Consider the following 22,635-nt stretch of genomic DNA (forward strand, 5'->3'; position numbering starts at 1 on the left):
CCCCCCCCGGGCCGGCGGACCTCGAGGCCGGGCTGCCGCCCGCGCCCGTGCCGGCGGCCCCGGCCGCGCCGCCCGCCGCGGGCGACGCCCGCCCGGGCGCCGGTCCCGCCGGCCTTGCGGGGCTCGGCCGCGCCGGCCGCGGCCTGGACCGCAGCGGGCCCGTCACCTTCACCGCCGACGAGGTCGAGTACGACCAGAACACCGGCGTCGTCACCGCGCGCGGCCGGGTCGAGGCCTGGCAGGGCGAGCGCATCCTCCGCGCCGACGAGTTCACCTACAACCGCAACACCGGCGTCGCCACCGCGAGCGGCAACGTGCAGCTCCTCGAGCCCGACGGCCAGGTGCTGTTCGCCGAACGGGTGGAGCTCTCCAACGAGTTCCGCGACGGCGTGCTCGAGGGGCTGCGCGGACTGCTCGCGGCCGGCGGCCGCGTCGCCGCGACCGGCGCGCGGCGCACGAGCGGCACCTACTTCGACCTCGCCCGCGTCGTCTATTCGGCCTGCGAGCCCTGCGCGCGCGACCCGCTCGCCCCGCCGCTCTGGCAGCTCCGCGCCCGCGTCGCCACGCTCGACCAGCAGGCGCGCCAGGTCCGCTACCGCGACGCGAGCCTCCTGCTCGGCGGCGTGCCGGTGCTCTACACGCCCTACTTCGCCCATCCGGACGGCACGACGCCGCGCCAGTCCGGCCTGCTCTCGCCCTATTTCGGCCTGACCCGCTTCCTCGGCGCCTTCGTCGAGCTGCCCTACTACTGGGCGATCGACGAGAGCCAGGACCTGACGCTGACGCCGATCCTCTCGACCCGCCAGGTCCCCAATCTCGGCGCCGAATACCGCCGCCGCTTCAACTTCGGCGAGATCGAGGCGCGCGGCTCGGTCGGTTACCTGCGCGAGGGCACCGCGCTCGGCGAGAGCGGCTTCGGCTGGCACGTCTTCTCGCGCGGGCGCTTCTCGATCGACGAGAACTGGCGCGCCGGATTCGACCTCAACCGCGCCTCGGGCGAGAACTACCTGCGCGCCTTCCGCTACGGGGTGCGGCGCTACCTGCCCTCCACCGCCTTCGCGGAGGGGTTCTGGGGGCCCGAGGCCCATGTGCGCTTCGACCTGCGCGCCTACCAGAGCCTGCGCCCGACCGACGACAGCGGCGTGATCCCCTACGTGCTGCCGAACGTCTATGCCGACTGGTGGTCGGGCCGCGACGCGCTCGGCGGCTACCTCACCCTCGACACCTGGAACTTCGCCATCACGCGGGAGCGCGGCACCAGCACCCGCCGTCTCGCCACGCGGGCCTACTACGAGCTGCCGCGCATCGACTCCTTCGGCTCGGTCTGGACCTTCCGCGCCCAGCTCGACGCGATGGGCTGGACCTGGGACGACCTGAACCTCGCGCCGAACCACGTCGTCGGCGGCGGCAGCGGCAGCGACGCGCGCGCCAACCTCCGCGCCGCGCTCGACTGGCGCCTGCCGCTGGTCCGCTCCGCCGGGGAGTGGGGCAGCCAGCTCGTCGAGCCGCGCGTGCAGTTCGTCACCGGCCCGAACGTCGGCGGCTCCTACCGGCTGCTGCCGAACGAGGACAGCCTCGATTTCGAGTTCAGCGACGCCAACCTGTTCGCGCTCAGCCGCTTCTACGGGCGCGACCGGCAGGAGGGCGGCACGCGGGTGGACGCCGCGCTGCGCGGCGCCTGGCACTTCCCGAACGGCGGCCTGGTCGAGGGCCTGGTCGGGCGGTCCTTCCGCCTGGTGCGCGACGCCAACTTCGACCCCGGCAGCGGGCTCGGAGACCGCTCCTCCGACTGGGTGGGGCGGGTGCGCCTCTCGCCGGTGCCGTGGTTCGAGGTGATCGGCCGGGCGCGGCTCGACAAGGACACCGGCCAGCGCAGCATGACCGACATCACCGGCGTGCTGACCATCGGCCACACATCCTTCTCGGCCGGCTACCTCTACACCGTCCCCTCGCCCGGGCTGCAGCCGCGGCGCACGCGGGACGAGATCTCCCTCGGCGTGAGCACGCGCCTCGGCGAGCACTGGCGCGTCGGGGCGTTCGGCCGCTACGACATCGACATCAACCGGCCGGTGCTGTTCGCCGCCTCCGCCGCCTACGAGGACGAGTGCTTCCTGCTGGAGGCGCGGTTCGTGCGCAACTACGCCGAGGATCCGGCGACCGCGCGCCTCTACCCCTCGAACACGCTGCTGCTGCTGCGCGTCGGCCTGAAGACGGTGGGGGATTTCGGCTTCCGCGCGATCTGACCCGCCCGGCCCCGGCCGGTCCCACGACGGTGGCATTCCCTTCCATCCGCCCGATCGGAGAGCGTCGCCCGCATGGACCCCGAGACGATCGTCGCCCTGGCCACCCTCGTCGGCATGGAGGTGGTGCTCGGCATCGACAACCTCGTCTTCATCGCGATCCTCACCAACCGCCTGCCGGAGCACCGGCGCGTCTCGGCGCGGCGCATCGGGCTCGGCCTCGCCGTCCTGCTGCGCTTCGTGATGCTCGCGGGCACGAGCTGGCTGCTGTCGCTGACCTGGCCGCTCTTCTCCCTGTCCGGCATGGAGTTCTCCGGCAAGGACCTGATCCTGCTCGCCGGCGGCCTGTTCCTGATCGGCAAGGCGACGATCGAGATCCACCACCGCGTCGACCCCGACTCGCAGCAGGAGTCGCACGCCCTCGACGCCCGCCCCGCCGCCTACTGGCCGACCGTGTTCCAGATCCTGCTGCTCGACATGGTGTTCTCGGTGGACTCGATCCTCGCCGCGGTGGCGCTGACGCGGGAGTTCTGGATCATCGCCACGGCGATCGTGGTCTCGGTCGTCGCCATGCTGCTCTCGATGGACAAGCTCGCCGACTTCCTCGAGCGCAACCCGACGGTGGTGATGCTGGCCCTCGCCTTCCTGGTGATGATCGGCATGGTGCTGGTGGCCGAGGCCTTCGGGGTGCACGTGCCCAAGGGCTTCGTCTACACCGCCATGGCTTTCGCCGCCGCGGTCGAGGCGCTCAACCTCCTCGCCCACCGCGCGGCGCGGCGGCGGCGCGAGGCGGGCGCGCCGCGCGGCGAGGCCCCGGGCGGCGGCGCAGGGGAGTGATCATTCCCGCCCAGGGCTCGCCGCCTTCGCCGGCAGCCGCCCGAACACCGCCGCGCGCAGCCGCGGCGGCAGAGCCCCGACCAGCCGCGCGCCGAGATAGGTCGGCCAGGGATAGGCGATGCGCGTGCGGCCGCGCGCGATGCCGCGGAGCGTGCGCCGCGCCGCCTCCTCGGCGTCCATCAGGAAGGGCATCGGGAACGGGTTGTGCGCCGTCATCGGCGTGCGCACGTAGCCCGGGCAGACGGCATGGAAGCGGACGCCGCGGGCCCGCTCCACGCCGTCCATCGCCTCCGCCCAGGCCTGCACCGCGGCCTTGGAGGCGCAGTAGGCCGGCGCGCTCGGCGCGGCGACGAAGGCGGCGAGCGAGGCCACCACCGCGATCCGCCCCCGCACCCCGTCCGGCCCCGGCGGCTGCGCCGCCATCGCCTCGAGCGCCGGCAGCGCGGTGTTCAGCACGCCGGTGAGGTTGGTCTCGAAGATCGCGCGCGCCTGCGCCGCCGGCTCGCCGATGCCGCCGGTGCCGCCGGAGATGCCGGCGTTGGCGAACAGCAGCTCGATCCGCCCCGCCCCGGCGATCCAGCGCGCGCAGGCGGCGGCGTCGCGCACCTCGAGCACCGTCGCCGCCACCTCCGCGCCGCGCGCCCGGCAGGCGGCGGCGGCGGCGGCGAGGCGACCGGCGTCGCGCCCGGCCAGGTGCAGGACCACGCCCGGCGCGGCGCAGGCCTCCGCCAGCGCCCGCCCGATCCCCGAGGAGGCCCCGGTGATCGCCACGCTCCGCCAGGGCCAGGCCGTCCCGCTGCCGCCCCTCATCGCTTGCATCCCCCGCTCCGCCGGGGGAGAAGGCGCGCCATGGCCGCCTCTCCCTCCCTCCTCGCCTCGATGACCGGCTTCGCCCGCGCCGAGGGCGCGCTGCCGGACGGCACCTCCTTCCTGTGGGAAGTGCGCAGCGTCAACGGGCGCGGGCTCGAGCTGCGCCTGCGCCTGCCGGCCGGGCTCGACGCGCTGGAGCCGGCGCTGCGCGAGCTCGCCGCCGGCCGGCTGCGGCGCGGCAACGTCTCGGCCACGCTCACCCTGCGGCGCGAGGAACGCGCCGCCGGCGCGCCGCGCCTCATTCCCGACCCGGCGGCGCTCGAGCAGGCGCTCGCGCTCGCCCTCGACCTCGCCCGCCGCATCCCCGGCGCGCCGCCGCCGCGCGCCGAGGCGCTGCTCGCGCTCCCCGGCGTGCTGCGCGCCGAGGCGCCGGCCGAGGAGGACGAGGCGGCGCGCGAGGCGCGGCACGCCGCCCTGCTCGACGGCTTCGCCCGCGCCCTCGACGGGCTGGTCGCCGCGCGCCGGGCCGAGGGCGCCCGGCTCGCCGCGATCCTCGGCGCCCTGCTCGACGAGATCGCGGCCCTGCGCGAGGCCGCCGCCGCGCTCGCCGCCGGCCAGCCGGAGGCGCAGCAGGCCCGGCTGCGCGCCCAGCTCGCCGCGCTGCTCGAGGGCGAGCGCCGCGTGCCGGAGGACCGTCTCGCCGCGGAGGTCGCGCTGCTCGCCACCCGCGCCGACGTGCGCGAGGAGCTGGACCGCCTCGGCGCCCACATCGAGGAGGCGCGCGCGCTGCTCGGCGCGGGCGAGGCGGTCGGCCGCAGGCTCGAATTCCTGGTCCAGGAATTCGTGCGCGAGGCCAACACGCTGTGCGCCAAGTCGGCGACCACGGCGCTGACCCGCACCGGCCTCGACCTCAAGGCCGTGATCGAGCGGCTGCGCGAGCAGGCGGCGAACGTCGAATGAGCGGAGCCGGCGAGCCCCTGCCGCCGCTGCGCCGGCGCGGCCTCTGCCTCGTGCTCGCCGCCCCCTCGGGCGGCGGAAAGTCCTCGATCGCCCGCGCGCTGCTCGAGGCCGAGGCGCCCGCGCTGTCGCTCTCGGTCAGCGCCACCACCCGCCCGCCGCGGCCCGGCGAGGAGGAGGGCGTGCACTACTTCTTCCGCACGCCCGAGCAGTTCGAGGCGATGGCCCGGGCCGGCGAGCTCCTCGAGCACGCGACCGTGCACGGCCGCCGCTACGGCACCCCGCGCGCGCCGGTGGAGGCCGCCCTCGCCGCCGGCCGCGACGTGCTGTTCGACATCGACTGGCAGGGCCACCGCCAGCTCCGCGAACGCCTGCCCGGCGACGTGGTCGGCGTGTTCCTGCTGCCGCCGAGCCTCGCCGAGCTCGAGCGCCGGCTGCGCGCCCGCGGCACCGACGGCGAGGCGGAGATCGCGCGCCGCATGCGGGCGGCGCGCGAGGAGCTCACCCACTGGTCGGACTTCGACCACGTGCTGGTGAACACCGACTTCGACCGCAGCGTCGCCGAGGTGCGCGCCATCCTGCACGCGGCGCGCAGCACGCGCGCGCGCCAGCCGGGCCTCGCCGAGTTCGTCGCGGCGCTGCTCGCCCAGGGCTGAGCGGCGCCGCCGCGCCCGGCTCGCATCGGCCGGGCCCTGCCCGCCCGTGCCCCGCCGCCGCCCGCGCTCGCCGGCGGCGCGCATGACGGCCGCGCGGGCCGCGCCTGCGCGCAGGCGCGCGGCGATGGCGTGCCCGCTCCGGCGCGGGAAAGGCCCCGACCGGTTCACCTCTGCGCGAGTCCCGGCGGGACGCCGCGCCGCTCGATCCGCGGGCCCGGTCGTGCCACTCACGCATTCGTGGCGGCGCCCTTCCTTGCCCCGCTTGCGGTCGCGCGGTCTCATTCCGGCACCGCCTCCGGGGCGTTGCTGCCGGTGCCGGCCCTGCCCCGCCCGATCCCCTCGCATCGTCGCGCCGGGAGGAGCGATGCCGATCTTCCTTCTCGCCCCTCGCGAAGACGCCCTCGGCGATCCCGACTGGGAGGCCAGCCTGCATGTCGGCCCCTGCCTCGTCGCCGCGGCCGACGAGGGCAGCGCGCGCCGCTACGCCGACTGCGCCTTCTGCCGCGCGGTGATCGAGCGCCGGCCCGGCCAGTCCCGGCTGCCCGCCTCGCCCTGGTCGCAGCCGCGCCTGGTGCGCGCGGAGGCCATCGCCGATCCGCGCCTCCTCGGCGAGGAGCTGCCGGAAGGTTTCGTCAAGGCCTGTTCCCGCACCGGCGTGCCGGTCACGGTGCGCGCGCCCGCCGCCCCGCCGCACTGAACGGACGCCCTGCGGCGGCCGCCCCGTCGCGCGCCAGCAGCGCCCGCGCCAGGCGGTCGAATTCCGCCACCGTCAGCGTCTCGGCCCGCCGCTCGCCGGCGATGCCGGCCGCCGCGAGCAGCGCCTCCGCGCCTCCCAGCGTCCGCAGCGCGCCGCGCAGCATCTTGCGCCGCTGCCCGAAGGCCGCCGCGGTCAGCCGCTCCATCGCCGCGAACAGCGCCGGGCCGGGGTCCTCGGGGCGCGGCACCAGCCCGACCACCGCCGACCACACCCTGGGCGGCGGCGTGAAGGCGCCGGGCGGCAGGCGCAGCAGCACCCGCACCTCCGCGCAGCGCCACTGCGCCAGGACGCCGAGGCGGCCGTAGGCGGCGGTGCCCGGCGCGGCGACGAGGCGCTCGGCCACCTCCTGCTGGAACATCAGCGTCATGCCCTCGAGCGCCGCGGCGCCGCGCAGCCAGCGCAGCAGCAGCGGCGTCGCCACGTTGTAGGGCAGGTTGGCGACGATGCGCCTCGGTTCCGGTCCCGGCAGCAGCGCCGCCGGGTCCATCGTCAGCGCGTCGCCCTCGATCACCTGCAGCCGCCCGGGATGCGCCGCCGCGAGCTCCGCGAGCGCGGCGACGGCGCGGGGATCGAGCTCGACCGCCACCACCCGCGCCGCCGCGGTGGCGAGCAGCGCCCGCGTCAGCCCGCCCGGGCCGGGGCCCACCTCCAGCACCTGCCGCCCTGCGAGGTCGCCGGCGAGCGCCGCGATGCGCGCGCACAGCGCCGGATCGAGCAGGAAATGCTGGCCCAGCGACTTCCGGGGGGCGAGGCGGTGGCGGGCGACGGTCTCGCGCAGGCCGGGCGGCTGCGGCGGGGAGCGGCCCGGAGGAGTCGCGGCCATCGGGCGCCGCGCCGCGGCTCAGGCGCCGGCGGCGCTCATCCCGCCCGCGCCGAGGCCGCGCGCGGCGCCGGCGCCCGCGGGGCGGCGTCGGGCTCCGCCGGCGGCAGGCGGATCTCGATCTGCGCCCGCCGGCGCAGGTCGCGCTGCAGTTGCCGCGACAGCAGCTCCACCCGGTCGCGCACGATCTGCGCCCGCGCCTGGTCCGGCGTCAGCTCCGCGAGGTTGCGCGTCTCGCGCGCGCAGACGGCCAGCACCATCACGCCGTCGGGCGAGACGATCGGCTGCGAGGCGCGCCCGATCGGCAGGCTCGCGAGCAGCTGGCGCAGCGGCGGAGCCTCGACCGATTCCAGGCGGATCGGGCCCGGGTCCGCCGGGCGCGGGGTCCCGCGCGCCGCCGCCTCGACCGCGTCGCAGCCCGCGCCCTGCAGCCGCCGCGCCCGCTCCACCGCCTCGCGCTGCTGCGGCGTCGGGTTCTGCGGGTCGAGCGGCGAGGAGAACGGGAGGAACGCCTGGCGCAGCGAGAGGATGGTCGCCATCTCCCGCCCGCTCTCGCGCCTCTGGCGCAGCGCGACGATCTGCCAGCCCCCCGCGACGCGGACCGGGTTGGTGACCGCGCCGACCGGCATCTGTGCCACGATCCGCGCCACCTCCGGATCGAGCTGCTCGGGCCGGACCCAGCCGAGGTCGCCGCCCTGCAGCGCGCTCTGCGCCTGGCTGAACTGGGTGGCGGCGATGGCGAAGGGCGTGCCGCGGCGGAGCTGGGCCACCACCTCCTCGACGAAGCGCCGGGTCTGCTCCGCGCGCGCCGGGTCCTCGACGGGGATGAAGATCTCGGAGAGGAGGTATTCGGGCTGGCCCTCGCGCGCCCTGGCCGCCTCGATGTACTCGCGCACCTCGCTCTCGCTCGGCTCCGCCTGGGAGCCGAGCAGGCGCCGGATCAGGCGCGCCCAGCCGATCTGCACGCGGATCTGGTCGTAGAGCACGCGCGGCTCCACCCCCGCGCGCTGGAGCTGCGCGCGCAGGCCCCCGGGCGGGAGGTTGTTGCGCTGCTCGATCTCGCGGATCGTCTCCGCGATCTCGTTGTCCATGACCGGGATGCGGCGGCGCTGCACCTCCTGCATGCGCAGGCGCTCGTCGATCAGCAGCCGCAGCACTTGGTCGTTGAGCCCGTCGAGCGCCTGGGCGCTGACGGGCAGGCCGGCGCTGATGGCGAACAGCCGGCGGCGGCCCTCGATGTCGTTGCGGGTGACGACGTCGCCATTGACCACGGCGACGATGCGGTTGCTGGCCGCCTGCGCCGCCGCCGGCGCGGGCAGGAGCAGGGCCGCGGCGGCGAGCGCCCCCGCCGGCGGCGCGGCGGCGAGCAGCAGGGCGAGCAGCGCCCGGGGCGCGGTCGGGCGGGGGCCGGCGAGGAGGGGCGGCGGGCGCGTCATGACGCTCCCTCTTGGCGCGGCCGGCGCGGCCGGGCAAGGCCGAATGCGCGGGCGGCCCGCCCCGGGGCGGAGGCCGGCCTCACCCCGGGCCGGACGGCGGCGCGGCGAAGGTGACCAGTTCGGCGCCCTCCTCCACCATCTCGTCCACCCCGTACGAAACCGCCGCGATGACGCCCGCGACCGGGGCGCGGAGGGTGAGCTCCATCTTCATCGCCTCGATCACCACCAGCGGGGCGTTCCGCTCCACCCGCTCGCCCGGCCGGACGAGCACGCGCGTCACCCGCCCCGGGATCGGCGCGGTGACGCGCTCGCTGCCGGCGGTCTCGGCGCGCGGCGGGGCGAGCGGGTCCTCGAGCCGCACCGTGTGCTCGCCGTGCCCGGCGAGGAACAGGGTGAACTCCACCCCCTGCCGCGCCACGCTGAGGCGGCGCGCCACGCCGTCGAGGACCAGGCGCAGCCCGCCTTCCGCGTCCTCCTCCAGCGCCGCCCGCACCGGCGGCCCGTCCGGCAGGTCGAGGCGGACGCTGCCGTCCGGCAGCGGATGGCTGCGCAGGACGAGCGTCGCGCCGCCGCCGTGGCGCAGGTGCAGGTCCTGGTAGCCGTCGCCGTTCAGCCGCCAGGCGTCCGTCTCCGCCCAGGGCGAGAAGGGATCGCCGCTGCTCCGCGCCGCCGCCGTGATCGCCGCGCGCTGGTCGCGCAGCGCGGCGAGCGCCGCGGCCGCCCACACCGCCGCGGGCACCGCCGCGGGCTCCGCCGCCGGCAGCAGCGCCGCGGCGTGGCGGGCGATGAAGCCGGTGTCGAGCTCGCCCGCGGCGAAGGCCGGGTGGGCGGCGATGGCGCGCAGCAGACCGAGATTGGTGCGCACGCCGACCACCTCGTACTCGCCGAGCGCGGCGACGAGGCGGCGCAGCGCCGCCGGCCGGTCCTCCCCCCAGACGATCAGCTTGGCGATCATCGGGTCGTAGTGCGGCGTGATGGCGTCGCCCTCGCGCACGCCGGTGTCCACGCGCACCCGGCCCGGCACCTCGCGCGGCTGGCGCAGATGCACGAGCCGGCCGGTCGAGGGCAGGAAGTCGCGCGCCGGGTCTTCCGCATAGACGCGCGCCTCGATGGCGTGGCCGCGGAGCGCGAGGCGCTCGGGCGGCAGCGGCAGCGGCTCCCCGGCGGCGACGCGGATCTGCCATTCCACCAGGTCGAGGCCGGTCACCATCTCCGTCACCGGATGCTCGACCTGCAGGCGGGTGTTCATCTCCATGAAGTAGAAGGCGTCGCCCTCGGCGATGAACTCCACCGTCCCGGCGCCGACGTAGCCGACGGCGCGCGCCGCCGCGACCGCCGCCTCCCCCATCGCCTGCCGGCGCGCCGGGTCCATGCCCGGCGCCGGCGCCTCCTCGACGATCTTCTGGTGGCGGCGCTGGATCGAGCAGTCGCGCTCGAACAGCGAGACGATGTTGCCGCGGGTGTCGGCGAACACCTGGATCTCGATGTGGCGCGGGCGGGCGAGGTACTTCTCGATCAGCACGCGGTCGTCGCCGAAGGAGGAGGCCGCCTCGCGCTGCGCGCCGGCGAGCGCCTCGGCGAGGTCCGCCGCGCGCTCGACCACGCGCATGCCCTTGCCGCCGCCGCCGGCGCTCGCCTTGATCAGCACCGGGTAGCCGATGCGTGCCGCGGCCGCGGCGAGCGTGGCGAGGTCCTGCGCCTCGCCGTGGTAGCCGGGCACCAGCGGCACGCCGGCGCGCTCCATCAGCGCCTTGGCCGCGGCCTTGGAGCCCATGGCGCGGATCGCCGCGGCCGGCGGGCCGATGAAGACGATCCCGGCCCGCGCGCAGGCCTCGGCGAACTCGGCGTTCTCCGAGAGGAAGCCGTAGCCGGGGTGGATCGCCTCGGCGCCCGCGCGCCGCGCCACGTCGAGGATGGCCTCGATCGAGAGATAGCTCTGCCGCGCCGGCGCCGGCCCGATCGGCCAGGCCTCGTCGGCGAGCCGGGTGTGCCGGGCGCCGGCGTCCGCCTCGGAATAGACCGCGACGGTGGCGATGCCGAGCCGCCGGGCGGTGGCGATCACCCGGCAGGCGATCTCGCCGCGGTTGGCGATGAGGATCTTGCCGAACACGCCGCGCCTCACATCCGGAACAGGCCGAAGCGCGTCTCGGGGATCGGCGCGTTGAGCGCCGCCGAGAGGCAGAGCGCGAGCACGCGGCGCGTGTCCGCCGGGTCGATCACCCCGTCGTCCCACAGCCGCGCGGTGGAGTAGTAGGGATGGCCCTGGGTCTCGTACTGCGCGCGGATCGGCGCCTTGAACGCCTCCTCCTGCTCGGCCGGCCAGGCGCCGCCGCGCGCCTCGATGGCGTCGCGCCGGATGGTGGCGAGCACGCTCGCCGCCTGCTCGCCGCCCATCACGCTGATCCGCGCGTTGGGCCACATCCAGAGGAAACGCGGCGAGTAGGCGCGGCCGCACATGCCGTAGTTGCCGGCGCCGAAGCTGCCGCCGATGATCACCGTGAACTTCGGCACCGCCGCCGTCGCCACCGCTGTCACCAGCTTCGCCCCGTCCTTGGCGATGCCGCCCGCCTCGTAGCGCTTCCCGACCATGAAGCCGGTGATGTTCTGCAGGAACACGAGCGGGATGCCGCGCTGGGCGCAGAGCTCGATGAAATGGGCGCCCTTCTGCGCGCTCTCCGAGAACAGGATGCCGTTGTTGGCGAGGATGCCGACCGGATAGCCCCAGATGTGCGCGAAGCCGGTCACCAGCGTCGGGCCGTAGAGCCGCTTGAACTCGTCGAATTCGCTGTCGTCCACGATGCGCGCGATCACCTCGCGCACCTCGTAGGGCTGGCGGAGGTCCGCCGGCACCACGGCGTAGAGCTCCTCCGCCGGGTAGCGCGGCGGCCGCGGCGCGCGCAGCGCGAGGGAGGGGCGCTTCTCCCGGTTGAGCGAGGCGACGATGCGCCGCGCGATGCCGAGCGCGTGGGCGTCGTTCTCGGCGTAGTGGTCGGTGACGCCGGAGACGCGGCTGTGCAGGTCGGCGCCGCCCAGCTCCTCGGCCGTGACGACCTCGCCGGTCGCCGCCTTCACCAGCGGCGGGCCGCCGAGGAAGATCGTGCCCTGGTTGCGCACGATCACCGTCTCGTCCGACATCGCCGGCACGTAGGCCCCGCCTGCGGTGCAGGAGCCCATCACCACCGCGATCTGCGGGATCCCCTGCGCCGACATGGTGGCCTGGTTGTAGAAGATGCGGCCGAAATGGTCGCGGTCGGGGAACACCTCGTCCTGGCTCGGCAGGTGCGCCCCGCCCGAATCCACCAGGTAGATGCAGGGCAGCCGGTTCTGCAGCGCGATCTCCTGCGCGCGCAGGTGCTTCTTGACCGTGATCGGGTAGTAGGTGCCGCCCTTCACCGTCGCGTCGTTGGCGACGATCACGCATTCGCGGCCGGAGACGCGGCCGATCCCGGTGATGATCCCGGCCGAGGGCACCTCGCCGCCATACATGCCGTGCGCCGCGAGCTGCCCGATCTCCAGGAAGGGCGAGACCGGATCTATCAGCGCCCGCACGCGGTCGCGCGGCAGCAGCTTGCCGCGCGCGAGGTGCCGCCGCCGCGCCTCCTCCCCGCCGCCGAGCCGCACGCGGTCGGCGAGCGCGCGCAGCTCGGCCACCAGCGCCCGCATCGCCGCGGCGTTGGCCTCGGCCTCCGGGGCGCGGGGGTCGAACGCGGTCTCGAGCACCGGCACGGGGGCGCCCCTCAGCCCGCCGGCGGGCGGGGCCGGGCGGCGGCGCGCTGCAGCAGGCGCAGCGCCGAGGCGGCGAGCAGCAGCTTCAGCGCGTCGCCGAGCAGGAAGGGATAGAGCCCCGCCGCCAGCGTCTTCTGCACGTCCTTGAGCCAGGCGGCGTGGAGCCAGAGCAGCCCGGGCAGGAAGATCAGCGCCTCGCCGAGCAGCAGGGCGCCGAGCAGGCCCGGCCAGCGCCGCGTCCAGCCGCGCTGCGCGGCCCAGCCCACGGCGGCGGCGGCGAGCAGGAAGCCGACCAGGTAGCCGAAGGTCGGCCCGCCGAAGGCGAGCGCCTTGCCGCCCGCGAGCACGGGCAGGCCCGCCGCCGCCCCGGCGAGATAGGCGAACACGGTGAGGGCGCCGAGGCGGGCGCCGAGGCTCGCGCCGAGCAGCAGCACCGCGAAGGTCTGCATCGTCATCGGCACCGGCCACATCGGCACCCGGATCCAGGCCGAGGCGGCGAGCAGGGCGAAGCCCGCGCCCACCGCCACCGCGTCGCGCGCGATCCCGCCCCGCGGCCACAGCGTGGCCAGGGGAAGCGCCAGTCCATCGCCTCGGTCCTGCATCGTCTCGCTCCGTCAGTCGCTCAGGCAGTCTCGTGGAACAGCTCGCGCCCGATCAGCATGCGGCGGATCTCGCTCGTCCCGGCGCCGATCTCGTAGAGCTTGGCGTCGCGCAGCAGCCGCCCGGTCGGGTAGTCGTTGATGTAGCCGTTGCCGCCCAGCGCCTGGATCGCCTCCAGCGCCATCCAGGTCGCCTTCTCGGCGGCGTAGAGGATCGCCCCGGCGGCGTCCTTGCGCGTCGTCCGCCCGCGGTCGCACGCCTTCGCCACCGCGTACACGTAGGCGCGGCAGGCGCTCATCGTCGTGTACATGTCGGCGAGCTTGCCCTGCATGAGCTGGAACTCGCCGATCGGCTGGCCGAACTGCCGGCGCTGGTGCACGTAGGGCAGCACCACGTCCAGGCAGGCCCGCATGATGCCGAGCGGCCCGCCGGCGAGCACCGCGCGCTCGTAGTCGAGCCCGCTCATCAGCACGTTCACGCCGCGGCCGACCTCGCCGAGCACGTTCTCCTCCGGCACCTCGCAGTCGGCGAAGACCAGCTCGCAGGTGTTGGAGCCGCGCATGCCGAGCTTGTCGAGCTTCGGTCCGGTGGAGAAGCCCTTGAAGCCCTTCTCGACCAGGAAGGCCGTGATGCCGCGCGGCCCCGCCGCCGGGTCGGTCTTGGCATAGACCACCAGCACGTCCGCGTCCGGCCCGTTGGTGATCCACATCTTGCTGCCGTTGAGCACGTAGCGGTCGCCGCGCTTCTCGGCGCGCAGGCGCATGCCCACCACGTCCGAGCCCGCCCCCGGCTCGCTCATCGCCAGCGCCCCGACATGCTCGCCGGAGATCAGCTTCGGCAGGTAGCGGCGCTTCTGCGCCTCGGTCCCGTTGCGGCGGATCTGGTTGACGCAGAGGTTGGAGTGCGCGCCATAGGAGAGGCCGACCGAGGCCGAGGCGCGGCTGATCTCCTCCATCGCCACCACGTGCTCGAGGTAGCCCATCCCGGCGCCGCCATACTCCTCCTCGACGGTGATGCCGAGCAGGCCGAGGTCGCCGAGCTTGCGCCAGAGGTCGGCGGGGAACGCGTTGCTGCGGTCGATCTCGGCCGCACGCGGGGCGATCTCCGCGGCGGCGAAGGCGGCGACCTGCGCGCGCAGCGCCTCGGCGGTCTCGCCGAGGTCGAAATCGAGTGCCTGGAAGCTGTCGGACATGGCGGCGTGCCCCTTCCCTGGCACCGGATTACCGCGCCCCGCCCCGCCTCGTCACCTGGGGGCCGGGCGCGCGTCGTTCCCCTCCCCGCCGCCGCGCCGGCGCCGCTCGATCTCGCGCCAGCGCGCGACGTTGCGGTTGTGCTCCTCCAGCGTCCGGGCGAAGAGGTGGCCGCCCTGGCCGTCGGCGACGAAGTAGAGCTCGTCCGTCTCCGCCGGCCGCGTCGCGGCGCGCAGGGAGTCGCGGCCCGGCGCGGCGATCGGCCCCGGCGGCAGGCCGCGCACGCGGTAGGTGTTGAAGGGGTGCTCGCGCTCGAGGTCGGCGCGCACCAGCGGCCGGTCGAGCGCCGCGCCCTCGCCGGCGGCGTAGGCCACCGTCGGGTCGGACTGCAGCGGCATCCCCCGCCGCAGCCGGTTGAGGAAGACGGCGGCGACGCGCGGCCGCTCCTCCGGCTTCGCCGTCTCGCGCTCGACGATCGAGGCGAGGATCAGTGCCTCGCGCGGGCTGGCGAGCGGCAGGTCCGGGTCGCGCTGCTCCCAGGCGGCGGCGAGCGCCTCGGCCATCGCCCGTTCGGCGCGGCGGACGAGGGAGGCGCGCGCGTCGCCCCACTGGTAGGCATAGGTCTCGGGCAGCAGCGCGCCCTCGGCCAGCTGCGGCACCTCGCCGGTCAGCCCCTCGGCGCGCTCGAGGAGATCGGCGATCTGGACCGCGGTGAGCCCCTCCGGGATGGTCAGCCGGCGCTGCACGGGCCGCGCATGGCGCAGGATCTCCAGCACCTCGCGCAGCGAGGCGCCGGCCGGGAAGGCGAACTCGGCGGCGCGGAGCGGACCCCGGCCGCGGGTCAACCAGGCGGCGAGGACGAAGGCGCGCGCATCGCGGATCACGCCGCGCTCGGCGAGGGTGGCGGCGATCCGCCCGGTCCCGCCCGAGGGGACGACGATCTGCGCCGGCTCGGCGAGGGGCCCGGGGGCGAGCCAGAGGCCGCGCGCGTACCAGGCCGCGCCCGCGGCGAGCCCGGCGAGCACCGGGAGGGCGATCAGGAGGCAACGAAGGGCGCGCATCGTGGCGGCTTTCGCGGGCCAGGGGCGACGGGGGCGGCGGGCCCGCCCGCGGGGCGGACCGCCCCTGCCCGCTTGCGCGTGGCGCGCCGGCAGGTGAATCGCGCGGGACGCCTCCGGCGCGAGGCCAAGCGCAGGCGGGAGCGCGGGCCTCGCCCCGCGCCCCTCGGAAGGACGGATCCCCGCCTCCCCGCCCGCGGGAGCGGCGGGGGCGGCTCGCGCCTCAGGGCGCAGCGCGGAAGACGATGCTGGCGTTGGTGCCGCCGAAGCCGAAGCTGTTGGAGAGCGCCACCCTGATCGGCCGCTCCTGCGCCTGCAGCGCCACGCGGTCGATCGGGCTCTCGCGGCTCGGCTTCTCCAGGTTCAGCGTCGGCGGCGCCACCCGGTCGCGGATGGCGAGGATCGAGAAGATCCCCTCCACCGCCCCGGCCGCCCCGAGCAGGTGCCCGATCGCCGACTTGGTGGAGGACATCGCCAGCCGCTTCGCGTCCTCACCCCAGAGACGCTCCACCGCGGCGAGCTCGAGGTCGTCGCCGAGCGGGGTCGAGGTGCCGTGGGCGTTGACGTACTGCACGTCCCCCGGCGCGAGGCGCGCGCTGCGGAGCGCGTTGCGCATGGCGCGGAAGGCGCCGTCGCCGTCCTCTGAGGGGGCCGTGATGTGGTAGGCGTCGCCGGACATGCCGTAGCCGATCACCTCGGCGTAGATCTTGGCGCCGCGCCTCTTCGCGTGCTCCAGCTCCTCGAGCACCAGCACGCCCGCGCCCTCGCCCATGACGAAGCCGTCGCGGCCCTCGTCCCAGGGGCGCGAGGCCCTGGTCGGGGTGTCGTTGTAGGCGGTGGAGAGGGCGCGCGAGGCGCAGAAGCCGGCCATGCCGATCTCGCACACCGCCGCCTCCGCCCCGCCGGCGATCATCACGTCGGCGTCGCCGAGCGCGATCAGCCGCGCCGCGTCGCCGAGCGCGTGCACGCCGGTGGCGCAGGCCGTCACCACCGAATGGTTCGGCCCCTTGAAGCCGTACCGGATGCTGACCTGGCCGGAGGCGAGGTTGATCAGCGCGCTCGGGATGAAGAAGGGCGAGATCCGCTTCGCCTTGCCGGCCGCCACCTGCAGCGAGGCGTCGTAGATCGTCGGCAGGCCGCCGATGCCGGAGCCGATCAGCACGCCGGTGGCGCAGCGGTCCTCCTCGCTCTCCGGGCGCCAGCCGGAATCCTCCACCGCCTCCTCGGCGGCGACCATGGCGAGCTGGATGAACCGGTCCATCTTCTTCTGGTCCTTGACCGGGATCCACTCGTTGATGTCGAGCTTCCCCTCGGCCCTGGACCCCGCCGGCACCTGGCCCGCGATCTTGGCGGGCAGCGCGCTGACGTCGAAGGACTGGATGGCGGAGATTCCGCTCTCGCCGGCCAGCAGGCGGCGCCAGACATGCTCGACGCCGACCCCGAGCGGGCAGGCGATCCCCATGCCGGTGACGACCACGCGCCGCGGCGATCCGCCGTTCTGGAACACGCTCGGAGCCCCCCTCGTCGGCTGTCCTGGCTGGCTCGTGCTTGACTGGCGTCCGCTGCAGGCCGCCCCGGGCGTCGCCCGCCCGCCTCAGGCGGCCTTCTGCTTCTCGATGTACTCGATCGCGTCCTTGACGGTGGTGATCTTCTCGGCGGCGTCGTCCGGGATCTCGATGCCGAACTTCTCCTCGAACGCCATCACCAGCTCGACCGTGTCGAGGCTGTCGGCGCCGAGGTCGTCGATGAAGGACGCCTCCGGGGTCACCTTCGATTCCTCAACGCCGAGGTGCTCGATAACGATCTGCTTCACCTGCTCGGCGATGTCGCTCATCGGATTCGATCTCTCCTGCTGCCGGTCCCGGTCCGCCCGGAATCGCCCCCCTGGGGTCCCCGCGGCGGGCGGGGCCTTAGCATGGAAGGCCGACGGGGCCTAGGCGGTGTTTGGCGTCCCGCGCCCCCGTCGGCAAGGCCCGCGGACCGCCGGCGCGGCGGCGCGCCGGCGCCGCGTGGCCGGCAGGACACGGTTCGCGGCGGGAACGATGCCGGCGCCCGAGGGCCGGGCGCGGGGGCGCGCGCCGGCCGTGCCGATTCGGCCCCGTCCGCGTCCCGCGCGCGGGGCGCGGACGGGAGCGCGGGGCGAGGGCGCGGCGCGGGCGTCCCGTCCCCGGCCAGGCCGGGAAGGGAAAGCCCGGCCCGTCCGCCCGCCGCCACCGGCGCGGCACACGCGGCGCGCAGGGAAACGGCGGGCCGCAGCACCGCGCGGCCCGGACTCAGGAGCGGCCGGCGCGCTGGCGATCACGCTCCGCGCGCAGGATCAGGAGCAGGCCGACCAGCATGACGCTGAACGCGGCCACGGTCGGCGCCCGCAGCGCATACGCGACGGCCGCCACGACCGCCGCCGCGGCGGCAGCGGCCAGGCTGTTCTCCTTGAGCCAGTTCCAGATCTCGGCTCCCGACATGAGGACGTTCCCTCCGCGGCCGTTCGGGCCCTTGCGGCGCCACGCGGCGCCGGCGCGATTTAAAGTTCGCGTAATGCACAAGTCAACTTGGAGCAAGGGGCAGCGCGCCCTGGCCGCCGCCGGCCCGGACCGGCGCGGCCGGCCCCGTGGCCGCGGCGGCGAAGCGCCGCCGGCGCCGCGCGCGCGACGAGGGGAGCGCTAGATGACCGTTCGGCAATGCGGCGGAAAGCCCGCCCGCCGCCGCGCCACCCGACCGCGAACCGCCTTCGCGCGGCGCAGGGACGGCCGGTGCGCGCCGCGCACGCGGGGCAGGCGTGATGCAGCAGACCGTCGCGAGGCGCGGCGACGAGGACACCGCACGGGGCGGAGCGGCCGCGAATGGCACCGCGCCAAGAGGCGGGGGGCGAGACGCAGCCGCGCGCCTGCGGGCCGGCCCCGCGCGCGGACCTTGCCCCGTGGCGGCAGGACGCCTTTGCGCCCGGAGAGCGGCGGTCCTGCCGCCGCGGGGAGCCGCCCGTCATCGGACGCGGCCGCAGACGCGCCTGCCGCGCCCCCGCCCCCTCCCCCGCCTCGCAGTCGTTAGCCCGCTGCGCGACCGGAAGGGAGCCGAAGGGAGCCGCGCGGGGGGCAGCCCCGCGGCGACGGCTAGGCACCGGGACGCACGCGGGGGCGGCCGGCTCAGATCATCGCCATGCCGCCGTTGACGTGCAGCGTCTGGCCCGTCACCCACGCGGCCTCCTCGCTGGCGAGATAGACCACCGCCGCCGCCACGTCCTCCGGCGCGCCCATCCGTCCCACCGGGATGCGCGCGAGAAGCGCCTGGCGCTGCGCCTCGCCCAGCGCGTCGGTCATCGCGGTCTTGACGAAGCCGGGGGCGACCACGTTGACCGTGATGTTGCGGCTCGCCACCTCCTGCGCCAGCGACTTGCTCATGCCGATCAGCCCGGCCTTGGCCGCGGCGTAGTTCGCTTGGCCGGCATTGCCGGTGACGCCGACGATCGAGGCGATCGAGATCACCCGCCCCCAGCGCCTCTTCATCATCCCGCGCAGCGCCGCGCGGGCGAGGCGGAAGGGCGCGTTCAGGTCCACCTCCAGCACCGCCTGCCAGTCGGCGTCGCCCATGCGCAGCGCCAGCATGTCGCGCGTAAGCCCGGCGTTGTTGACCAGGATGTCGAGCGCGCCGAGCGAGCGCTCCACCTGCTCGACCAGCGCCGCCGGCGCCGCCGGGTCGGAGAGGTTGGCGGGGGCGATCAGCGCGCCCTCGCCCAGTTCGGTGGCGAGCGCCTCCAGCGCGTCGCGCCGCGTGCCGGAGAGCGCGACCGCGGCGCCCTGGCGGTGCAGCGCGCGCGCGATGGCGGCGCCGATGCCCCCCGAGGCGCCGGTGACGAGCGCGACCTTTCCCTCAAGACGGAACATGCCCGGTCCTCCTCGGCGCGCCGCCGCGCGCAGCCCCATCCGCTCAGAGCGACTTCAGGAACGCCTCGACCTCGGCCGGCGTGCCGACCGCCGAGGCCGCCGCCTCCGGCACGAGGCGCTTCGTCAGCCCGGTCAGCACCTTCCCCGCGCCGAGCTCGACGAACCGGTCGCAGCCCATCGCCGCCATCGCCTGCACCGATTCGCGCCAGCGCACGGTGCCGGTGACCTGGCGCACCAGCAGCTCCCGGATCTCCGCCGGGTCGGTCGCCTTGGCGGCGGTGACGTTGGCGACGACCGGCACGAGGGGGACGCGGATCGTCACCTGCGCCAGCGCCTCGGCCATCGCCTCCGCCGCCGGGGCCATCAGCGCGCAATGGAAGGGCGCCGAGACCGGGAGCAGCATGGCGCGCCGGACGCCCTCGGCCCTGGCGATCTCGACCGCGCGCTCCACCGCGGCCTTGTGGCCGGAGATCACGACCTGGCCGCCGCCGTTGTCGTTCGCCGCCTCGACCACCTCGCGCGCGCCGGTCTCCGGGTCCTCGGCCGCCCGGGCGCAGATGGCGCGGGCCTGGTCGAGCTCGGCGCCGAGCAGCGCCGCCATCGCGCCGGTGCCGGGCGGCGTCGCCTGCTGCATCGCCTCCCCGCGCAGGCGCAGGAGCCGCGCCGCGTCGGCGAGGTCGAAGGCGCGCGCCGCGGTCAGCGCGCTGTATTCGCCGAGCGAGTGCCCGGCCACGAGCGCGACGCGCGCGGCGAGGTCGAAGCCGCCCTCGCGCTCGAGCACGCGCAGCGCCGCGACCGAGACGGCCATCAGCGCCGGCTGGGCGTTGGCGGTGAGGGTCAGCTCCTCGGCCGGCCCCTCGAACATCAGGCGCGACAGGTTCTGCCGCAGCGCCTCGTCCACCTCCTCGAACACCTCGCGCGCGGCGGGGAAGGCGGCGGCGAGATCGCGGCCCATGCCGGGGGCCTGGCTGCCCTGGCCGGGGAAGAGGAAGGCGAGCGCCATGCGCGGGTGGTCCTGCGGTCCTGGGTTGCGTGCGACGGGCGGGAGGGGGCGCGGCCGTTTGGCGCTCCGGCCGCGCGCTTGTCAACCGTCCGTGAGGACGCCGCCCCCGCCGTGCGGGGCGCGGCCGCGGCACCGGCCGCTTCCGGCGCTCCGCGCCGCGCCGGCCGGCCTTGCCGCGGCCGCCGCCCCGTGCTTAACCCCCGCCCTTCCCTGCCGGCGCGCGGAGGCATCGCGCGCCGGCTATGCCCGCTGGCGCGCCGCCCCCGGCACGCCCCCGGGCCGAGACAGCCAGAGGGAGATCCGATGCCGCTCTACGAATGCGTGTTCCTCGCGCGCAGCGAGGTCACACCCCAGCAGGTGGAGGCCATCGCCGACCAGATGGCCGCCGTCCTCGCCGAGCGCGGCGGCGAGGTGCGCAAGCGCGAATACTGGGGCCTGCGCGGCCTTGCCTACCGCATCAAGAAGAACCGCAAGGCCCACTACATGCTGCTCGGCATCGCCGCCGAGCCGCCGGCGATGCAGGAGGTCGAGCGCCAGCTTCGCCTCAACGAGGACGTGCTGCGCTCCCTCACCGTCCGCGTCGAGGCGCTCGAGGAAGGCCCCTCCGCCATCATCGCCCGGCGCGGCGAGGAGCGCGGCGAGCGCGGCTTCCGCGGCCCGCGCCCGGCCGGGCGCTTCGCCTCCGGCCGCGCCCCGCGCGGCGACGACCGCGAGGAGTTCCGCGCCCGCCCGCGCGACGAGGCCGACCCCGCCGCGCCGGCCGGCGCCGTCCTGGAGGAGTAGATCCGCGCCATGTCCGAGACCTTCGAGATCGGCCCCGCCAGCCGCCGCCCCGCCGTCGGCGCGCGGCGGCCCTTCTACCGGCGCCGCAAGTCCTGCCCCTTCTCGGGCCCCCACGCGCCGCGCATCGACTACAAGGACGTGCGCCTGCTGTCGCGCTTCCTCTCCGAGCGCGGCAAGATCGTGCCGAGCCGCATCACCGCGGTGAGCGCCAAGCGGCAGCGGGAGCTGGCGCTGGCGATCAAGCGGGCGCGCTTCCTTGCCCTGCTCCCCTACGTGATCAACGACTGAGGGCGCGCGGCCGGCCGCCGGCCGGCCGGGGCGGGCGCGCGGGCACGGGCGCGCGACGATGGCGGTGAGGACGGCGGACGCCATGAGCGGCAGCACCGGCGGCGGAGGCGGCGGGGGGATCGGCGCCCTGACCGGCGATCCGCGCTGGCTCGCGGCCGGGGCCGGCGGCCTGCTCGCCGCCGTCGCGGCGCTGTGGGCCATGCGCGGCCTGCCGCTCGGCGGGCTGGTGCTGTGGCTGTCGCCGCTGCCGATCCTGCTCGCCGGGCTCGGCTTCGGGACCGGCGCCGCGGCGGGCGCCCTGGCCGTGGCGACCGCGGCGCTCGCCCTCGCCGCCGAGGGGCTGCCGGTGCTGGTCTTCCTCGCCGGCTTCGGCCTGCCCGCGCTGCTGCTGGTCGCGCTCGGCCTGCGCCGGGGGCGGCTCCGCCTGGCCGCACCCTTCGCCCTGCTCGGCCTCTGGCCGGCGGCGCTGACGCTCGCCCTCGGCCTCGCCTTTGCCGACGCGCCGGGCGGGCTCACGGGCGCGACGCGCCGCCTGCTCGAGGTCTCCTTCGCCCGCAGCGGGATCGCCCTGCCGGAGGAGGCGCTCGCCGTGGCGGCGCGGCTCAAGCCGGCGATGCTCGGCCTCCTCCTCGCCGTCGCCCTGGCGGCGGAGACGGCGCTCGCGCAACGGCTGCTCGCCCGCGCCGGCCTCGCCCTCGCCCCCACCCCGCGCTGGAGCGTCGCGGCGCGGCTGCCGGGCTGGTATCCCGCGCTGCCGGCCCTCGCCTTCCTCTGGTGGGCGGTGGCGCCGGAAGGGCTCGGGCTCGCCGTGGGGCTGGCGCTCCTGGTGCCGGCGTTCCTCCAGGGCCTGGCGGCGTTCCATGCCGCCTGGCCCCCGGGCCGGCCGGGGCGGCGGGCGATGCTCGCCGCGCTCTACGCGGCGCTCCTGTTTCCCATGACCTCGACCCTGGCCGTGCTCTCGGTCACGGCGTTCGGTCTCATCGTGCAATGGTGGCGGCATCCCGGCGGCAGCGCCGCCGGCCCGCCCGGTTCCGGAGGCACTCCCACATGATCGAAGTCATCCTGCTGCAGCGCGTCGAGAAGCTCGGCCAGATGGGCGAGGTGGTGAAGGTGAAGCCGGGCTACGCCCGGAACTACCTCCTTCCCCAGGGCAAGGCGATCCGCGCCACCAAGGAGAATCTCGAACGCTTCGAGCGCGAGCGCGCCCAGCTCGAGGCGCAGAACCTCAGGCGCCGCGAGGAGGCCGAGCGCGTCGCCGAGCGCGTCGCCGGCCTCTCCGTCGTGCTGATCCGCGCCGCCGGCGAGAGCGGCAGCCTCTACGGCTCGGTCACCGCGCGCGACATCGCCGAGGCCTGCAAGGCGGCGGGCCTCACCATCGGCCGCCAGCAGGTGCTGCTCGACCAGCCGATCAAGGCGCTCGGCCTCTGGCACGTGCGCGTGCAGCTGCACCCGGAGGTCGTGATCACCGTCACCGTGAACGTCGCGCGCAGCCCCGAGGAGGCCGAGCGCCAGGCGCGCGGCGAGGCGGCGCCGGCCGAGGCGGCCGAGGAGGCGGCGAGCCTCGAGGAGCAGCTCGCCGCCGAGCTGGGAGGCGAG

The 22,635-nt window shown here is 76.0% G+C and carries 22 protein-coding genes; 9 read left to right on the forward strand and 13 right to left on the reverse strand.

Annotation, left to right across the window (positions count from 1 at the left end; genetic code table 11):
- Positions 1-2,243 (forward strand): LPS-assembly protein LptD (locus K1J50_RS15480; protein WP_369413623.1); only part of this gene is annotated, 2,243 nt, incomplete at its 5' end.
- Positions 2,244-2,315: 72 nt separating this feature from the next.
- Positions 2,316-3,077, forward strand: a complete 762-nt coding sequence (locus tag K1J50_RS15485; RefSeq protein WP_220118667.1) for a TerC family protein — start codon at positions 2,316-2,318, stop codon at positions 3,075-3,077.
- On the opposite strand, the gene K1J50_RS15490 is transcribed toward K1J50_RS15485, so the two are convergent.
- The gene (locus K1J50_RS15490) at positions 3,078-3,887 is read right to left on the reverse strand and encodes an SDR family NAD(P)-dependent oxidoreductase (RefSeq protein WP_220118668.1); all 810 of its coding nucleotides are present in this window, start codon (positions 3,885-3,887) and stop codon (positions 3,078-3,080) included.
- Positions 3,888-3,926: 39 nt separating this feature from the next.
- On the opposite strand from K1J50_RS15490, the gene K1J50_RS15495 reads away from it, so the two are divergent.
- The 3 genes from K1J50_RS15495 to K1J50_RS15505 all read left to right on the forward strand — a co-directional run bounded on the left by K1J50_RS15495 (position 3,927) and on the right by K1J50_RS15505 (position 6,197).
- On the forward strand, positions 3,927-4,847 hold the full coding sequence (locus K1J50_RS15495) for a YicC/YloC family endoribonuclease (protein ID WP_255575341.1): 921 nt from the start codon (positions 3,927-3,929) through the stop codon (positions 4,845-4,847).
- Positions 4,844-5,500, forward strand: coding sequence for a guanylate kinase (gmk, locus tag K1J50_RS15500; RefSeq protein WP_220118669.1), 657 nt, complete (start codon positions 4,844-4,846; stop codon positions 5,498-5,500). Before K1J50_RS15495 ends, gmk begins: the two co-directional genes overlap by 4 nt.
- A gap of 364 nt (positions 5,501-5,864) precedes the next feature.
- Complete coding sequence (locus K1J50_RS15505) at positions 5,865-6,197, forward strand: hypothetical protein (protein ID WP_220118670.1); 333 nt, start codon at positions 5,865-5,867, stop codon at positions 6,195-6,197.
- Here K1J50_RS15505 and rsmA read toward each other — a convergent pair.
- The 12 genes from rsmA to fabD all read right to left on the reverse strand — a co-directional run bounded on the left by rsmA (position 6,163) and on the right by fabD (position 19,968).
- Positions 6,163-7,080: a 16S rRNA (adenine(1518)-N(6)/adenine(1519)-N(6))-dimethyltransferase RsmA gene (rsmA, locus tag K1J50_RS15510; protein WP_220118671.1), complete on the reverse strand. Its 918-nt coding sequence runs from the start codon at positions 7,078-7,080 to the stop codon at positions 6,163-6,165. The two genes, K1J50_RS15505 and rsmA, sit on opposite strands and share 35 nt — an antisense overlap.
- Positions 7,081-7,115: 35 nt before the next feature.
- Positions 7,116-8,513, reverse strand: a complete 1,398-nt coding sequence (locus K1J50_RS15515; protein ID WP_220118672.1) for a peptidylprolyl isomerase — start codon at positions 8,511-8,513, stop codon at positions 7,116-7,118.
- A gap of 79 nt (positions 8,514-8,592) precedes the next feature.
- A complete protein-coding gene (locus tag K1J50_RS15520; protein ID WP_220118673.1) occupies positions 8,593-10,623 on the reverse strand; it encodes an acetyl/propionyl/methylcrotonyl-CoA carboxylase subunit alpha in 2,031 nt (676 codons plus the stop codon).
- Between the two features lie 8 nt (positions 10,624-10,631).
- The gene (locus K1J50_RS15525) at positions 10,632-12,176 is read right to left on the reverse strand and encodes a carboxyl transferase domain-containing protein (RefSeq protein WP_255575344.1); all 1,545 of its coding nucleotides are present in this window, start codon (positions 12,174-12,176) and stop codon (positions 10,632-10,634) included.
- A 74-nt stretch (positions 12,177-12,250) separates the two neighbouring features.
- Complete coding sequence (locus tag K1J50_RS15530; protein WP_220118675.1) at positions 12,251-12,841, reverse strand: biotin transporter BioY; 591 nt, start codon at positions 12,839-12,841, stop codon at positions 12,251-12,253.
- A 20-nt stretch (positions 12,842-12,861) separates the two neighbouring features.
- The gene (locus K1J50_RS15535) at positions 12,862-14,031 is read right to left on the reverse strand and encodes an isovaleryl-CoA dehydrogenase (RefSeq protein ID WP_220118676.1); all 1,170 of its coding nucleotides are present in this window, start codon (positions 14,029-14,031) and stop codon (positions 12,862-12,864) included.
- Positions 14,032-14,082: 51 nt separating this feature from the next.
- Positions 14,083-15,090: an endolytic transglycosylase MltG gene (mltG, locus tag K1J50_RS15540; protein WP_220118677.1), complete on the reverse strand. Its 1,008-nt coding sequence runs from the start codon at positions 15,088-15,090 to the stop codon at positions 14,083-14,085.
- 220 nt (positions 15,091-15,310) lie between these two features.
- Positions 15,311-16,594 carry a beta-ketoacyl-ACP synthase II gene (gene fabF, locus K1J50_RS15545; protein WP_220118678.1) on the reverse strand — a complete coding sequence of 428 codons (1,284 nt, stop codon included), beginning with the start codon at positions 16,592-16,594 and terminating at the stop codon, positions 15,311-15,313.
- A gap of 87 nt (positions 16,595-16,681) precedes the next feature.
- Positions 16,682-16,921, reverse strand: a complete 240-nt coding sequence (locus K1J50_RS15550) for an acyl carrier protein (RefSeq protein ID WP_220118679.1) — start codon at positions 16,919-16,921, stop codon at positions 16,682-16,684.
- Positions 16,922-17,360: 439 nt separating this feature from the next.
- Positions 17,361-17,549: a hypothetical protein gene (locus K1J50_RS15555; RefSeq protein WP_220118680.1), complete on the reverse strand. Its 189-nt coding sequence runs from the start codon at positions 17,547-17,549 to the stop codon at positions 17,361-17,363.
- Between the two features lie 678 nt (positions 17,550-18,227).
- Positions 18,228-18,965 carry a 3-oxoacyl-[acyl-carrier-protein] reductase gene (gene fabG / locus K1J50_RS15560; RefSeq protein ID WP_220118681.1) on the reverse strand — a complete coding sequence of 246 codons (738 nt, stop codon included), beginning with the start codon at positions 18,963-18,965 and terminating at the stop codon, positions 18,228-18,230.
- 43 nt (positions 18,966-19,008) lie between these two features.
- The gene (gene fabD, locus K1J50_RS15565) at positions 19,009-19,968 is read right to left on the reverse strand and encodes an ACP S-malonyltransferase (RefSeq protein ID WP_220118682.1); all 960 of its coding nucleotides are present in this window, start codon (positions 19,966-19,968) and stop codon (positions 19,009-19,011) included.
- A 303-nt stretch (positions 19,969-20,271) separates the two neighbouring features.
- Between fabD and rpsF the strand changes: the two genes are divergently transcribed.
- The 4 genes from rpsF to rplI all read left to right on the forward strand — a co-directional run.
- The gene (rpsF, locus tag K1J50_RS15570) at positions 20,272-20,751 is read left to right on the forward strand and encodes a 30S ribosomal protein S6 (protein ID WP_220118683.1); all 480 of its coding nucleotides are present in this window, start codon (positions 20,272-20,274) and stop codon (positions 20,749-20,751) included.
- A gap of 9 nt (positions 20,752-20,760) precedes the next feature.
- Positions 20,761-21,039 carry a 30S ribosomal protein S18 gene (rpsR, locus tag K1J50_RS15575; protein ID WP_220118684.1) on the forward strand — a complete coding sequence of 93 codons (279 nt, stop codon included), beginning with the start codon at positions 20,761-20,763 and terminating at the stop codon, positions 21,037-21,039.
- Between the two features lie 82 nt (positions 21,040-21,121).
- Positions 21,122-22,090: a hypothetical protein gene (locus tag K1J50_RS15580; RefSeq protein ID WP_220118685.1), complete on the forward strand. Its 969-nt coding sequence runs from the start codon at positions 21,122-21,124 to the stop codon at positions 22,088-22,090.
- Positions 22,087-22,635, forward strand: a 549-nt coding sequence (gene rplI, locus K1J50_RS15585) for a 50S ribosomal protein L9 (protein ID WP_220118686.1), incomplete at its 3' end; no start/stop codon positions are given. The genes K1J50_RS15580 and rplI, both read left to right, overlap by 4 nt.

It is taken from the genome of Caldovatus aquaticus, from assembly GCF_019458025.1.
Classification (GTDB): domain Bacteria; phylum Pseudomonadota; class Alphaproteobacteria; order Acetobacterales; family Acetobacteraceae; genus Caldovatus; species Caldovatus aquaticus.